16 protein-coding genes are annotated in these 13,139 nt (G+C 69.6%); 12 read left to right on the forward strand and 4 right to left on the reverse strand.

Annotated elements, in window-relative coordinates:
• Window positions 1-157: 157 nt before the first annotated feature.
• From FHS22_RS03060 to FHS22_RS03070, 3 genes are all read left to right on the forward strand, one after another.
• Window positions 158-793, forward strand: a complete 636-nt coding sequence (locus FHS22_RS03060; RefSeq protein ID WP_184938129.1) for an HAD-IA family hydrolase — start codon at window positions 158-160, stop codon at window positions 791-793.
• A gap of 88 nt (window positions 794-881) precedes the next feature.
• Entirely contained in the window at window positions 882-1,832 is a 951-nt protein-coding gene (locus FHS22_RS03065; RefSeq protein WP_338047564.1) for an RNA polymerase subunit sigma-70, read from the forward strand.
• A gap of 27 nt (window positions 1,833-1,859) precedes the next feature.
• Window positions 1,860-2,951, forward strand: a complete 1,092-nt coding sequence (locus FHS22_RS03070) for a serine hydrolase domain-containing protein (RefSeq protein WP_184938131.1) — start codon at window positions 1,860-1,862, stop codon at window positions 2,949-2,951.
• 82 nt (window positions 2,952-3,033) lie between these two features.
• Here FHS22_RS03070 and FHS22_RS03075 read toward each other — a convergent pair whose 3' ends face one another.
• Window positions 3,034-3,897: a putative protein N(5)-glutamine methyltransferase gene (locus FHS22_RS03075; protein WP_184938133.1), complete on the reverse strand. Its 864-nt coding sequence runs from the start codon at window positions 3,895-3,897 to the stop codon at window positions 3,034-3,036.
• 259 nt (window positions 3,898-4,156) lie between these two features.
• On the opposite strand from FHS22_RS03075, the gene FHS22_RS03080 reads away from it, so the two are divergent.
• Window positions 4,157-4,984: a hypothetical protein gene (locus tag FHS22_RS03080; protein WP_184938135.1), complete on the forward strand. Its 828-nt coding sequence runs from the start codon at window positions 4,157-4,159 to the stop codon at window positions 4,982-4,984.
• Between the two features lie 106 nt (window positions 4,985-5,090).
• Here the strand turns inward: FHS22_RS03080 and FHS22_RS03085 are convergent, their stop codons facing one another.
• Together FHS22_RS03085 and FHS22_RS03090 are read right to left on the reverse strand one after the other, a co-directional pair.
• Window positions 5,091-5,534 (reverse strand): endonuclease/exonuclease/phosphatase family protein, encoded by a 444-nt coding sequence (locus tag FHS22_RS03085; RefSeq protein WP_184938137.1) that lies wholly within the window; start codon window positions 5,532-5,534, stop codon window positions 5,091-5,093.
• 46 nt (window positions 5,535-5,580) lie between these two features.
• Complete coding sequence (locus FHS22_RS03090; protein ID WP_184938139.1) at window positions 5,581-5,886, reverse strand: hypothetical protein; 306 nt, start codon at window positions 5,884-5,886, stop codon at window positions 5,581-5,583.
• Between the two features lie 103 nt (window positions 5,887-5,989).
• Between FHS22_RS03090 and FHS22_RS03095 the strand changes: the two genes are divergently transcribed.
• The 5 genes from FHS22_RS03095 (at window position 5,990) to FHS22_RS03115 (ending at window position 9,619) form a co-directional block, all read left to right on the forward strand.
• Window positions 5,990-6,202: a hypothetical protein gene (locus FHS22_RS03095; protein ID WP_184938141.1), complete on the forward strand. Its 213-nt coding sequence runs from the start codon at window positions 5,990-5,992 to the stop codon at window positions 6,200-6,202.
• A 5-nt stretch (window positions 6,203-6,207) separates the two neighbouring features.
• Window positions 6,208-8,052 (forward strand): ATP-binding protein, encoded by a 1,845-nt coding sequence (locus FHS22_RS03100; protein ID WP_184938142.1) that lies wholly within the window; start codon window positions 6,208-6,210, stop codon window positions 8,050-8,052.
• A gap of 98 nt (window positions 8,053-8,150) precedes the next feature.
• On the forward strand, window positions 8,151-8,519 hold the full coding sequence (locus tag FHS22_RS03105; protein ID WP_184938144.1) for a nuclear transport factor 2 family protein: 369 nt from the start codon (window positions 8,151-8,153) through the stop codon (window positions 8,517-8,519).
• Between the two features lie 301 nt (window positions 8,520-8,820).
• Window positions 8,821-9,234 (forward strand): ribonuclease domain-containing protein, encoded by a 414-nt coding sequence (locus tag FHS22_RS03110; protein WP_184938146.1) that lies wholly within the window; start codon window positions 8,821-8,823, stop codon window positions 9,232-9,234.
• A gap of 7 nt (window positions 9,235-9,241) precedes the next feature.
• The gene (locus FHS22_RS03115; RefSeq protein WP_184938148.1) at window positions 9,242-9,619 is read left to right on the forward strand and encodes a barstar family protein; all 378 of its coding nucleotides are present in this window, start codon (window positions 9,242-9,244) and stop codon (window positions 9,617-9,619) included.
• 51 nt (window positions 9,620-9,670) lie between these two features.
• Here FHS22_RS03115 and FHS22_RS03120 read toward each other — a convergent pair whose 3' ends face one another.
• Window positions 9,671-10,252, reverse strand: coding sequence for a GNAT family N-acetyltransferase (locus FHS22_RS03120; protein WP_184938150.1), 582 nt, complete (start codon window positions 10,250-10,252; stop codon window positions 9,671-9,673).
• A 201-nt stretch (window positions 10,253-10,453) separates the two neighbouring features.
• Here FHS22_RS03120 and FHS22_RS03125 point away from each other — a divergent pair, with 201 nt between their 5' ends.
• The 3 genes from FHS22_RS03125 (at window position 10,454) to FHS22_RS03135 (ending at window position 13,136) form a co-directional block, all read left to right on the forward strand.
• On the forward strand, window positions 10,454-11,185 hold the full coding sequence (locus tag FHS22_RS03125) for a phytanoyl-CoA dioxygenase family protein (protein ID WP_184938152.1): 732 nt from the start codon (window positions 10,454-10,456) through the stop codon (window positions 11,183-11,185).
• A 131-nt stretch (window positions 11,186-11,316) separates the two neighbouring features.
• The gene (locus FHS22_RS03130) at window positions 11,317-12,288 is read left to right on the forward strand and encodes an ATP-binding cassette domain-containing protein (RefSeq protein WP_184938154.1); all 972 of its coding nucleotides are present in this window, start codon (window positions 11,317-11,319) and stop codon (window positions 12,286-12,288) included.
• On the forward strand, window positions 12,285-13,136 hold the full coding sequence (locus FHS22_RS03135; protein ID WP_184938156.1) for an ABC transporter permease: 852 nt from the start codon (window positions 12,285-12,287) through the stop codon (window positions 13,134-13,136). The genes FHS22_RS03130 and FHS22_RS03135 overlap by 4 nt, the downstream gene beginning before the upstream one ends.
• Window positions 13,137-13,139 lie beyond the last annotated feature (3 nt).

Raw genomic sequence — 13,139 nt, forward strand, 5'->3', positions numbered from 1 at the left:
TCCGGCTCCCGCGCCCGCCGGGGAACCGGCGCGGGTCAATGCCGTTGATCACCGGGTGGGCGGGGCAATACCGTGCAGACATGGAGATCCGTCCCGCGGCCCCCGGCGCGGAAACCCCGACCCGCCGGTTCCGCGTGTACGCCTGAAGGAAGAGGCCATGAACGTGTACGACGCCGTGCTGTGCGACTTCGACGGAGTGATCCGCCACTACGACGCCGCCGGGCTGGTCGAGCTCGAACGCTCCTACGGGATCGCCGAGGGGACCACGGTGAAGGTCGCGCTCGCGCCCGGGCTGCTCACCCCGGTGACCCAGGGACAGATCACCGTCGAGCAGTGGCGGGACTCGATCGTCGAAGGGCTGGCGCGGCTGCTCGGCTCCCCGGAGCGGGCCGCGGCGCTGGGGGACGCGTTCGCCCGGGCCCGCGCCCAGCTGGACGAGGAGGTCCTCGGCCTGCTGCGCCGGGCCCAGGAGCGGGTGCCGGTGGTGCTGGTGACGAACGCGACGTTCCAGCTGGAGGACGACCTGCGCGCGCTCGGCCTGGCGCGCTTCTTCGACGAGGTCGTCAACAGCGCCAGGGTGGGGGCCGTCAAACCCGAGCGGCGGATCTACGAGATCGCGGCCGAGCGGGCCGGGGCGGACGCCGTACGATGCCTGTTCGTGGACGACCGCGAGGAGAACGTCGAGGCCGCCCGGGCGCTCGGCATGACCGGCGTGCTCTACCGCGAGGCCGCGGACCTGCGTGAGGCGCTGGCTCCGCTGCTGGAGGGGGACCGCGGCGCGGTCCTCCCGTAGCGGGGACCGGCGCGCCGGAGACGCGTGCGGGTACGGGGTGAGCGGCCGGGAGGACCTCCCGCCGCCCCCGGTGCGGGAAGGAGACGGGGTGGCCGCGGACGGGTTCGGCGAAGTCATCGAGCAGCACCGCCGGGAGCTGCACGTGCACTGCTACCGGATGCTCGGCTCGTTCGACGAGGCCGAGGACATGGTGCAGGAGACGTTCCTGCGGGCCTGGCGGAGCCGTACGGCGCTGCAGAGCGAGGCGGGGCTGCGCGCCTGGCTCTACCGGATCGCCACCAACGCCTGCCTCGACTTCCTGCGGGCGAGCCCGCGAAGGCCGGAGCCGCGCGAGGCGCCCGTCATGGCCGACCCGTGGCTGGAGTGGCCGGTCAGGACGGCGGTGCCGTGGCTGCAGCCGTACCCCGACGACCTGCTCGACGCCGTCATCGAGCGGGAGACGATCGAGCTGGCCTTCCTGGCCGCGGTCCAGCACCTGCCGCCCCGGCAGCGCGCCGTGCTGATCCTGCGCGACGTCCTCGGCTGGCCGGCCCAGGAGACCGCGGAGGCGCTGGGGATGAGCGCGGCCGCGGTCAAGAGCGCCCTCCAGCGGGCCCGGCCGGTCATGCGCGAGCACCTGCCCGCGCAGCGGCTGACCTCCGCGACGGAGGAGGAGGCGGCCGTGGTCCAGCGCTACATCGACGCCCTGGAGCAGGCCGATCCCTCCCTCCTGCCCGGACTGCTCCGCGCCGACGTCCACCAGACCATGCCGCCCTCGCCGGTGTGGATCCTCGGACGCGAGGCGTTCCTGGCGTCCTGGACGCCCCAGCTGGCGGGCGAGGGGTCGTGGGGCGACTGGCGGCTGGTCGCCACCCGGGCGAACCGGCAGCCCGCGGTCGCCGCCTACCTCCGCAGGCCGGTCGACTCCCTGTACCGGCCCTACTGGCTCGGCGTCCTCCGCGTCGAGGACGGGCTGATCAGCCAGATCACCACGTACGGGCACGAGATGTTCCCCGAGTTCGGCCTCCCCGATTCCTTTTCCGGGGACCCCTCGTCCTAGGAGGAGACACCGAGAAGGGAAACGAGCATGTCCGATCTTCAGAAGGACGTCCAGGCCGCGATCGACGAGCTGGTCGGGTCGGGGGCCGAGCGCGGGGTGCAGGTCGCGGTCTACCGCCGCGGCGAGCTGCTGGTCGACGCGGTGGCGGGCGTGGCGGACCCGGCGACCGGCCGGGCCTTCACCTCCGACACGCCGGTCTACGTCACCTCCACCGGCAAGGGGGTGATCTCGGCCGTCGTGCACGTGCTCGCCGAGCGCGGAGTCATCGACTACGACGCGCCGATCGCCTCGTACTGGCCGGAGTTCGGCGCGTGCGGAAAGGATCGGGCGACGGTACGGCACGCGCTCACGCACTCCGCCGGCGTGCCCGGCGTGCCGGTGGACACCACACCCGAGGACCTCGCCGACTGGGACCGGATGTGCGCGGTCATCGCCGCCGCCAAGCCGTGGTGGGAGCCGGGCACCAGGTTCGGCTACCACCCGCAGACCTTCATGTTCATCGCCGGGGAGATCGTGCGGAGGACGACGGGGAAGACCGTCTCGCAGGTGCTCCGCGAGGAGGTGGCCGAGCCGCTCGGCCTGACCGGCGAGCTGTTCCTCGCGGTGCCGCCCGCCGAGCTGCCGAGGCTGGCCGTGATCGAGGACGCGCAGCCGCCGGCGGGGGCGGGGACGGAGATGCCGCCGGAGATGCTCGCCGAGATCCCGTTCTTCCGGGTCGTCGACGGCTATACGGCCGCGCCGATGGCGGCGATGCCCGACGCCGCCTACAGCAACCGGCCCGACATCCTGACCTCCGACTCGGGGGCCACCATGACCGCGCGGGCGGTGGCCCGCGTGTACGACGCGCTGCTGAACGGGCTCATCTCCGCCGAGCGGCTGCGCGAGGTCACCACGCCCGCGGCGTCCGGTACGGACGAGATCACCGGCATGCCCGCCACCTGGGGACTGGGGTACGCCACCGGCATGCTGGACCGCCCGACCGTCTTCGGGATGCCGGGCAGCGGGGGGACGGCGGCGTTCGCGGACACCGCCACCGGCATCTCGGTCGGGGTGACCAAGAACCGCGCCTCCGCCGGGGACTTCAGCACGATCGAGCGGGTGGCCCGGATCGTGCTGTAGCGCTCCCGGGGACCCGTACGGCGTCAGCCGCGGCCGTACGGGTCCCGGAAGGGGCTCGCACCGGACGCCCCGGTCCGGCGGCTCAGGGCAGGACGGTCCCGGATCCGACGACGACGGTGGCGTTCAGCTCGTCGGAACCGGTCACGCGCGGTGCCAGCCCGGCGCGGGCGACGGCCTCGGCGGCCCGCACCGCCTGGTGCTCACCCGTCTCGACCAGCAGGAAGCCGTCCGGCGACAGCCAGCGCGGCGCCTCGGCGGCCACCCGCCGTACGACGTCGAGCCCGTCCGCGCCGCCGTCGAGCGCCACCCGCGGCTCGTGCACGCGGGCCTCCGCGGGCAGCAGGCCGATCGCCTCGGTGGGCACGTACGGCGCGCAGGCGACCAGCACGTCGACGCGGCCCCGCAGCGCGGCCGGGAGCGGCCGGTAGAGGTCGCCCTCGTAGACCCGGCCGCCCGAGGCGGCGAGGTTGCGGCGGGCGCACGCCACCGCGGCGGGGTCGATGTCGACGGCGTGCAGCTCGACCCGGCCCAGGGCCGCGGCCAGCGCGGCGCCCACCGCGCCCGAGCCGCAGCACAGGTCGACGACGACGGCGCCCGGCCCGGAGGGCCCTCCGGGGTCTCCCCGGTTTTCGGGGCCTTCGGACGTGGTGCGGCCGCAGGCCCGGCGGGCGAGGGCGGCGGCCTGGCGGACGAGGAACTCGGTACGGCGGCGCGGCACGAAGACCCCCGGGTCCACGGTTATCCGCAGGCCGCAGAAATCCGCCCAGCCGAGGACGTGTTCGAGGGGCAGCCCGGCGACGCGCCGCTCCACCATGGCGGCGAGGTCGGCGGGGGTGCGGGCGGTGGAGACGAGCAGGTCCGCCTCGTCCTCGGCGAAGACGCAGCCGGCGGCCCGGAGCACGGTGACGACGGCGGAGTGGGACGGAGGCGGTGAGGAAAGCGACATGGGAACCCTTCGGAATGCCGACGGGCGCTCCCTCGGTCCCTAAGCCAGGGGGACCGCGCAGCCGTGGGATGAGAGCACCCGGCCTGATCTGGCGGTAATGGGTCTCACCTCCTCGGAACGATCACTGCTGGAGACGGTAACACTACCTCAGCCGGGCCACCGGGCGCGCGGACGGCACGATCCTCAGAGGCCGACGCCGGTCACTCCGGACGGCGGTTCACGGAAAACGTGATCTTGACGTGCGGGTCGGCGCTGCGAGATGGTCATCCGCGTGTCTTCGCCGAATGACGAACTGGTAGCCGAGGCGATCCCCGCAGAGAAGGTGCCCAGGTCGCGCTTGCGACCGTGGATGGCCGCGGCCGTACTCCTCATCGCCGGCGGAGCGGCTGCCGCATGGTTCTTCGGGGCGCGGGCGGAAGGCGTCCTTCCCCCGCCGGACGGTCCCTGGCCCGAGCAGCGCGGGTTCATGGTCCTGCGGTGCTCGCAAGAAGGGCTGACGCCGGAGACTCAGCCGGTTGTCGAGAAGTTCCTCCGTACCGTGCCGGAGATCGAAAGCCTCACCGCCTACAGCAAGGCGCAGATGGAGGGGGAACCGCTGGCCACGCGCAACGTCTGCGGTGTCCAGGCGCACTTCGTGGGAACCGCCCGTGACGCGGGTGACGTCCCAGAGATTGCGCAAGAGATCGCGAAGTCGCCGGTTCCGGTGGCCCTGGTGCGGCTGCCCTCCGATTTCTGGGCAGGCAAGGCGGACGTGCGCATCGAACTGACCCGTCCCGGCTCTCCTCTCCTCCAACTCGGCGCGGAAGGGGCGCGGGTGGCGACCGGGAAGGACAGGGAGGCCATCGTTGAGAAGGTCCGGCAGACGGTGGACGTCGAGGCGGTCTACTTCGAGGACGGTGCCTTCGCGACGAAGGTCAACGCTTCCTACTGCCCTGACCGGTTGTGCGTTTTCGAGCCGGGGCCGGTCGACCGGGAGACCCTCTACGTCAAGACCGGCACCCCCGGCGCGGCCGAGACGCTGAGAAGCGCCCTCGAGGACATGCCCGGCGTGGAACTCGTCTTCCCGATCAGGACTGAAGTGTTCTGATCCGGCCCGGACGGTTGGCGCGCGGGCCCTGCGCAGTCAGACGATCGGTTGCAGCAGAGCCGCCGCAGGAGGGCACACCGGACGGGAGCCATGGAACCCTGCGGGGCTACAGGGCCAGCTTGATGTAGAGGGGCCTGTGGTCGGAGAGGGGAGTGAGCTGCCCGATGCGGCATAGTCGTACGCTGCCCGGGGGTGCGAACAGGTGGTCGAGCTTCTTCCGCACTTTCCCACCGCTGTGGGTCCATCGTCCGGTACGGCCTGCTCCGTGCTGGTCGCACTCCTGGTACGCCCGGTAGGCGGACATGACGGTGCGGCGGCCCGCGGCGCCGCCGTCGCCGCTGTTCGGCGGGATGACATTGAGGTCGCCTCCGAAGACGGTCCGGTAGCCGGGCCTTGCGGAGTGGGACATGAGCTCCTTGATCTGCCTGGTCCGGTACGGCGCGCCCCGCTCCCGGTCGTCGTTGGCTGTCCCGGACGACAGGTGGGCGCCACAGGCGTGGATCCGCTTGGCGGGGATCGTGGCGCAGAGCACGGCCGCTTCGCGTACCACGGAGGTGAGGTCAGCGGGTGACCCTGGAAGGCGGCTGCGTCGTCGGCTACCGCGACGGTGACGCTCTGGGCGCCCCGCGGACGGCCGAACCAGTTGGGTGGCAGGCGTACGGTGCGCCGTCGCCGGAGACGAGGCCCCATGAGCGGACGCTCCATTTCCGGCCGGTCCGCTGCTCCAGCCCGAGTTCGAGCGCCCTGTCGGCCCCGGTGCAGAACTCCTGGAGGAAGACGACATCAGGCTTGATCGGCTGACTGACGGCGTGCTGTCCGACGCTCCCGACCAGTTCCTGCGAGCCAGCGCGGTAGAGGCGGCAGGCGGGGTTGGTGCCCGCGCAGGCGTTCCAGGTCATCACGGAGAACTCCGTCCGCGTCTCTGCGGCGGGAGCCGAGACTGCGAAGGCGAGGACCGTCTCGGGATCGCGGTCGCCGACGGTCAGAGCGGGAGAGGAGTCGGTCGTGATACTGGTGGAGTATGTCAGTGGAGGGACCGGTGGCCGGACCGGCCACACCGCGCCCGGAACGTCCGAACTGTTCGGGAAAGCTGAGGAAATCAGGGAAATTTTCAGTCGTTTCGTCCCCAGTTCAACCGATACCCGTGCCGCAACCCAGCTGACCTCGGGCACGCGTCTTGTAGATCTGGCATATCTACAAGACCATGTTGTAGATTAGGTCTTGTGGATTTCGCTGAGCTGTCAACACTGATTGCTGATCTTCGTAGTGAAGGAAGTGACTTCGCAGAGGTTGAGGTCAAGCAGGCCGCCGGGGGTTTTCCGGTGTCTCTCGCCCCCACTCTGTCGGCCTTCGCCAACACTCCTGGCGGAGGGATACTGATATTTGGCCTGGACGAGTCGGACTTCTTCAAGGTTGTAGGTGTATATGACGTTTCTGCCTGCAAGTCTGCGCTGGCCTCCGTATCCAGAAACGGCCTCGAGCCGCCCGTCAACCCTCAGAGTTGGGACTTCGTAGTAGACGGACAAGCGGTTGTTGTGGCAAAGGTCGAAGAAATTTCCGGGTCTGTGAAGCCCTGTAGGGTCCGGTCAACGGGTAAGGCATATCTTCGCTCCTATGATGGCGATTACGAGCTCTCCCAGCTCGAGGAGCAGTCATTTATTGCGAACCGGGACACTCCTCGATTCGATCAGTCCACGGTGGAAGGAGCCACTCTGGAAGATCTGGATGAAGAGCTTGTAGGTTCGTATGTTGACGCTTGCCGTTCAAGTTCGGCAGCGTTATCGCGTATGAAAGACCTGGATATTCTTTTTCGGACCGGAGTAGTCTCAGGATCCGATAGGAAGCCCACGGTTGCGGGAATCCTTTCTTTGGGAGTGTATCCTCAACAGTTTTTTCCGAACCTGGTCATACAGGCTAGTGCCGCCCCTGGCCCCGGCGATCCCAAAGGGACCAGAGTTGTTGATGCGAAAAGATTTGACGGCCCTATTCCGCTGATGCTGGACCAAGCCTTGAGGTGGGTGCAGAGAAATACGAGAACCCGGGTCAGGTTCGGCCAGGACGGGCATGGCAGGGATGAATTAGAATATCCCATGGAAGCTGTCCGTGAACTACTTTCAAACTCTCTTGTGCATCGTGATCTCGGGCCGTACGCCCTAGGCGAGGCGATCACGCTGAGGATTGAGAACTCTCAGCTTGTCCTAAGTAATCCGGGCGGCCTCTGGGGGCTTTCGGTAGATCGACTCGGAAAAACGGGAGTTACGTCCGCGCGTAACGGCTACTTGGTCAGAATATGCCAAAATGTTCGACTTGGGCGTGAGCAACGTGTCGTTGAAGCGCTTGCGTCCGGAATTCCCACGGTACTGCGGAGCCTTCGAGAGGCGGGTATGGTGCCTCCACGGTTTCACGATCAAGGTGTTCGATTCACAGTACGAGTTCCAAACCATGCCCTGCTTTCTCCGTCAGACCTTGAATGGCTCTCAGAGGTAAACTCATCGACTCCGTTGAGCGATATACAGCGCCATGCCCTCGTGGCGATGCGCCATGGCATCCGATGGACCAACAAAACTCTTCGTGACGCCTTTCCAATGGACTCGCTGGAGGCCCGAAATATCTTGGCCGGCCTCGTGGACGCGGGTGTCGCGGAAGCCGTGGGAGAGCGTGGCGGGCGCGTATACCGATTAGCGCAAGGCTTGGGGAGTCTTGTTCCTGTCCAAGTTCAGCAATATCTCTTCCTGGGATCGGAGGAGAACGCAGGACAAGTGCAGCCGCCTGTTCCTCGGGAGAGTGAAGCCCTTCGCCCTGGCGCAAGGTCGGCGCCCCGCTCGAAGGGAGCGCGCCGGTTAAACGCGAAGCTGATAATGCAACTACTCGCTTCCGGTCCTGCTTCGATGCTGCAACTTTGCAGTATGACCGGTTTTTCCGAGCGGCAGGTTCAATATGCTTTAGCGCTCCTTAAGGAAGAAGGGGATGTCGTTCTTCTCGGGGGGAGGGGGGATCGCACCAGCAAGTGGATTCTTACTTCTCAGATGAATGACCAGACGGATTCGGACGGTAATCCGGAATCTTAATCGGGCCGGTGGCTGCGGAGCGCTCGGCGAGCGTGCCAGGCAAGGCAGCTGATGGGCCCCGAGCCGCTCTGACTCGCTTGGGGTCCCTATATGATCATATGGTGGACGGGCAGGAGGACTCGGTTCGGGCGGCGATCGCGGGGGAGATCCGCCTTCTCGATCGGGAGGTCCGGTCGTCGGCGGTGCTCATGGACCAGCTCATGGATCCCGAATTCACTGAGATCGGGGCCTCCGGGCGCCTCTGGGACCGAGCGTCGCTCGTCGCCGCCCTCTCCGAGGACCCGGATCCGTCGACGGTTCCGATAACCGTGAGCGACATGGAGGGCGAGCTCCTCGCCCCGGGGATCGTCCACCTGACCTACGTCTCCGACGACAACGGCCGCAGGGCGAGGCGGAGCTCGATATGGCGGCGGTCGGAGCAGGGGTGGCGGCTGTACTTCCACCAGGGAACGCTGAGTTCCCACTGAGAACCCGCCCCCGTGTGATGCGGGAGCCGCCATCGGAGAGCCGCTGTAGGCCGTGCCGGAGCGCATCGGTCCCGGCACCGCCGGCAGGCGGACGTGACCGCGTGGGAAACGATCCGCCGATCCCGCGACACGTCCTGCCCGGACGTCGGGACGGGGTCACCGGGAGAACGGACCGGGCACTGGGCCCGGAGACTCACCACGATGAGTTCACATACTTTTAGTGCGCTTTGTCTTTGTGTGGACCGAGCCGGGCAGGGATCCTGGCACGTGTCGGCCTCCCCCCACCCCGCAAGGAGGTTTCGTGCACACTCCGAAACGCCCCCGGCCTTCCTGGCCGGTACGGCTCACCGTCGTCCTCACCGCCATCGTGTCCCTGACCGGTCTGGTCACCGTCACCCCCGCCAGCGCGTCGGTCTACAACTCCTGTACCGTCTCCCGCTGCTCCGACGCCCGCTCGGCCAAGGCGATCTGGGCGGGCAAGGGCTACCCCACCGGCAGGGGCTGGTACTCCTGGCCGGACGGCAGGTACAACTTCGCCGGCGGCCGCTTCTACAACCGGGAGGGCCAGCTCCCAGGCGGCGCCACCTACCAGGAGTACGACGTGTACTCCCGGGCGCGGGGCGCCGCGCGCGACGCGTACCGGATCGTCGTCAACCGCAGCACCGGCGCGGCCTGGTTCTCCCCGAACCACTACACCGACTTCTACCGGCTCTAGGAGTGCCATGACATCCGACGCGCGCCCGCTGCCGCAGTGGCTGACGGTGTCCACCGGTCCGGCGCCGGCGGTCGTCGACGGGCGCGCCTGCCGTACCCTCGCCGCCTTCTTCGAGGAGGTGGCGCGGGCTCTGCGCCTGCCCGGCTACTTCGGCCGCAACTGGGACGCCCTCACCGACTCCCTGCGTGACGCGACGGACGCCGGGGACGTCGCCCTGATCGTGGAGCACGCCGGGGAGCTGCTCGACGCCGAGCCTCCCGAGCAGCTCGCCACCCTGCTGGCCGTCCTGGCCGACGCCGCCGAGACCGGGCTGACCGTGACGCTGTGCGCCGACCCCGGCCGGGAAGCCCCGCTCCGCGAGCGGATCACCGCCGCCCTGGCGTGATCGACGGCCCCGGGCCGGCCCCATGGACATGAGCAGCCCCGGTGGTGTGATTCAGCGCGGGCCGGCCGCCCGATGGTCGAGCCACTCCTGCCGGGTGATCGCGTACTCGACGTCGCCGAGCTCGCTGCCGGGGATCGGTTCGTCCCAGTCCAGGTGGAACGTGCGGACGTACTGCATGCCGATCGCGGCCATCGTCGCGCGGGAGGCGGTGTTGACCGCCATCGTCTCGGCGAAGACGCGGTCCAGCCCGAGGTCCTCGAACCCGTGCCGGACGAGCTCGCGGGCCCCCTCACTGGCCAGGCCCCGGCGCCAGTGGCGGCGCAGGAGCCGGTACCCGAGCTCGGCCTGCCCTTCGGCGGGGCCCTGGTCCGTGCGCTCCGGCGGCTCCAGGATCCACCAGCCGACGAACCGCCCGTCGACGAGACCGGCCCAGAAGCCGAGTCCCGGAACACGGCCCGCGACCGCGAGCCGCCGGTGATGGAGGATCTCGACCTCCTCGCGGGTACGGGCACGGCCGTTGCCGAGGTAGCGCATGACCTCGGGATCGGCGTCGAGCTCGACCTCGTGTTCGAGGTGCTCGTCGGAGAGCGGGACGAGCCGGATGCGGCCGGTTCGCAGAGTCGCCTGGGACATGGGACATATTCTCGCGTGTGGATCCGCAGGACGCGGTCCCCGGCCGCCGTGCCGCGCCGCCGTACGATTCACCGAGAAGCTCGCCCGGATGGGACGTCGCCTGGGCTGCCCGACCCATCCGGTCCGGCGTCCCCGTCTTCTCCGCCCGGCTCGGCCCACGCGTTCCCGAAAACGGGTGGACGCGGTCGTTAGCGTTCAGACATGAACATTGTTGATGTCGACAGGTTCGTCACCGACGGGTTCGTCAAGCTGGAGGCGGCCGCCCCCCGTGAGGCCGGCGACGCCGCCAGGGCACTGCTGTGGCAGCAGATCGGCCTGTCGCCGCAGGATCCCGCCGGCTGGAGAGAGCCGGTGGTGTGGGCCTCGGATCTCACCGGGGAAGGGCCCTTCGGGGAGATCATGCGGAGCGCGCGGCTCGCGGGGGCGCTGGACGAGCTCTGCGGGGCGGGCGGCTGGGGGCCTCGCGGTGCGCTCGGCACGGTGCCGGTCCGGTTCCCGCGCCTTCCCGCCGCCGACGACCGGGGATGGCACATCGACGCCAACGCCGCGCAGCCGGACGGCGGTTACCTGTGCAGCGGGAAGCCGGAGACGATGCTGCTGCTGACCCTGCTGTCGGACGTCGGTCCGGACGACGCGCCGACCCGCATCCGGGTCGGTTCCCACCGGGACGCGGCCGCGGTGATGGCGGGCCGCGTCCTGGACCCGTTCGAGGCCGGACCGCTGGTGGACGCGGCCAGCGCGCACCGCCCGCTCGCCTACGCGACGGGCCGGCCGGGCGACATGTACCTGCTGCACCCCTTCACCGTCCACGCCGCCGACGAGCACCGGGGCGGCGAGCCGAGGTTCATGTCCCAGACGCCCGTCTTCCTGACCGAGCCGGTGACCCCGGAAGGGGGCAACGCACTGGCCCGGGCCGTCGCGGACGGTGTCTGAGCCGGAGGCGCCGGTTTCGCCCCGGCCTCCGGGCGGCCGGGGCGAAACCGGCGCGAAGCCGCGGCGAAGCCGATGGCGCGGAAGCTCTCCTCAGCCGCCGGGAGGTACCCGGCGGAGAGAGGAGACGCGTCATGGCGGACCTCAGCGCCGTCCGGGCCGACGGCCTCGTCAAGGACTTCGGGGACTTCCGGGCCGTGGACGGAATCGACCTCCACGTACGGCAAGGCGAGATCTTCGGCGTCCTGGGCCCCAACGGAGCGGGCAAGACCACCACGCTCCGCATGCTCGCCACCCTGCTCCCGATCGACGGCGGCCACGCGGAGATCTTCGGCGTCGACGTCCGGCGGGAACCCCACCGCATCCGGCAGCTGGTAGGCGTCACCGGCCAGTACGCCTCGGTGGACGAGGACCTGACCGCCCGGGAGAACCTCTGGCTCTTCGCCCGTCTGCAGGGCCTGACCAGTACCCGGGCCAAGAGCATCGCCGGTGACCTGCTCGAGCGCTTCGGTCTCCAGGAGGCGGCCGACCGCCCCCTGTCCCAGTTCAGCGGCGGCATGCGCCGCCGCCTGGACCTGGCGTCCAGCCTGATCACCCACCCTCCGCTGATCTTCCTGGACGAGCCCACGACCGGCCTCGACCCGAGAACCCGGGGCCAGATGTGGGACACCATCCGCGAGCTGGTCACCGACGGCTCCACGATCCTGCTCACCACCCAGTACCTGGACGAAGCCGACCAGCTGGCCGACCGCGTGGCCGTGATCGACCGGGGCCGGAAGGTCGCAGAGGACACCCCCGACGCCCTGAAGACCCAGGTCGGCGAATCGACCCTGCAGCTCAGCCTCGTAGACGGCTCCGACACCGCCCTGGCCGCAGGCGTCGTCCGCCGGCTGCTGGGCGAGGACCCGGTCCTGACCCCGGAGTCAGGACGGATGAACGTCCCCCTCCCCGACCCGAACCGGGCCGCGGACGTCCTGATCGGCCTGCGGGAGGCGGGCCTCGGCATCTCCTCGGTGAGCGTCGCCAAACCGACGCTGGACGAGGTCTTCCTGGCGCTGACCGGCCACGGCGCCGACGACGAACCCCAGATGGAGGCGGCCCGATGACCACCACGATCACCACGACCCCGACCGTCCCCACCCCCCGGCGCATCGACCCGGCCGCCGCGGTCGCCCGCACCACGTCCCACAGCTCGCTCCGGGAGACCTGGACCGAGACCATGGCGATGGCGTGGCGGGCCCTGAAGAAGATGCGCCGCAAGCCCGAGCAGTTCTTCGACGTCCTCATCCAGCCCCTGCTGTTCACCGCGATGTTCGCGTTCATCTTCGGCGGCGCGATCTCCGGCAGCGTGGCGGACTACCTCCCGGTGCTGATCCCCGGCATCCTCGCCCAGACGGCCCTGACCGTCTGCATGGCGACCGGCGTGCAGCTGCGCGAGGACATGGACAAGGGGGTCTTCGACCGCTTCAAGTCCCTGCCGATCGCCAGGATCGCGCCCCTCGCCGGCCCGATGATCGCGGACCTGATCCGGTACGGCATCGCGTCGGTGCTGACGCTCGTCACCGGCCTGGCCATCGGCTACCGCCCCGGCGGCGGCGTGCTCGGCTGCATCGGCGGCGTCCTGCTCACCGTGTTCGCGGGCTGGTCGCTGGCGTGGATCTTCACCTGGCTGGGCACGATGGCGCGTTCGGCGCAGAGCGTCCAGGGCATCTCGATGATGATCATGTTCCCGCTCACCTTCCTGTCCAACGCCTTCGTCCCCGCCGAGACGCTGCCCGGCTGGCTGGAGGCGTTCGTGAAGGTCAACCCGGTCTCGCACGTCGTCTCCGCGGTGCGCGACCTGTTCAACCACGGGGCCGTGACGGCCGAGGTCGGCTGGGCGGTCGTCGGCTGCGCGGTCGTCGTCGCGGTCTTCGCCCCGCTGGCGGTCCGCTCGTACTCCCGCAAGATGTAGCCG

The organism is Thiemannella venezuelensis, from assembly GCF_014203605.1.
GTDB classification, from domain to species: domain Bacteria; phylum Actinomycetota; class Actinomycetes; order Streptosporangiales; family Streptosporangiaceae; genus Planomonospora_A; species Planomonospora_A venezuelensis.

Coding starts and splice junctions, on each gene's coding strand:
- FHS22_RS03120 (WP_184938150.1), bottom strand. CDS start 10,252: ATGTCCCAGGCGACTCTGCGAACCGGCCGCATCCGGCTCGTCCCGCTC.
- FHS22_RS03125 (WP_184938152.1), top strand. CDS start 10,454: ATGAACATTGTTGATGTCGACAGGTTCGTCACCGACGGGTTCGTCAAG.
- FHS22_RS03075 (WP_184938133.1), bottom strand. CDS start 3,897: ATGTCGCTTTCCTCACCGCCTCCGTCCCACTCCGCCGTCGTCACCGTG.
- FHS22_RS03130 (WP_184938154.1), top strand. CDS start 11,317: ATGGCGGACCTCAGCGCCGTCCGGGCCGACGGCCTCGTCAAGGACTTC.
- FHS22_RS03070 (WP_184938131.1), top strand. CDS start 1,860: ATGTCCGATCTTCAGAAGGACGTCCAGGCCGCGATCGACGAGCTGGTC.
- FHS22_RS03115 (WP_184938148.1), top strand. CDS start 9,242: ATGACATCCGACGCGCGCCCGCTGCCGCAGTGGCTGACGGTGTCCACC.
- FHS22_RS03080 (WP_184938135.1), top strand. CDS start 4,157: ATGGTCATCCGCGTGTCTTCGCCGAATGACGAACTGGTAGCCGAGGCG.
- FHS22_RS03105 (WP_184938144.1), top strand. CDS start 8,151: ATGGTGGACGGGCAGGAGGACTCGGTTCGGGCGGCGATCGCGGGGGAG.
- FHS22_RS03135 (WP_184938156.1), top strand. CDS start 12,285: ATGACCACCACGATCACCACGACCCCGACCGTCCCCACCCCCCGGCGC.
- FHS22_RS03060 (WP_184938129.1), top strand. CDS start 158: ATGAACGTGTACGACGCCGTGCTGTGCGACTTCGACGGAGTGATCCGC.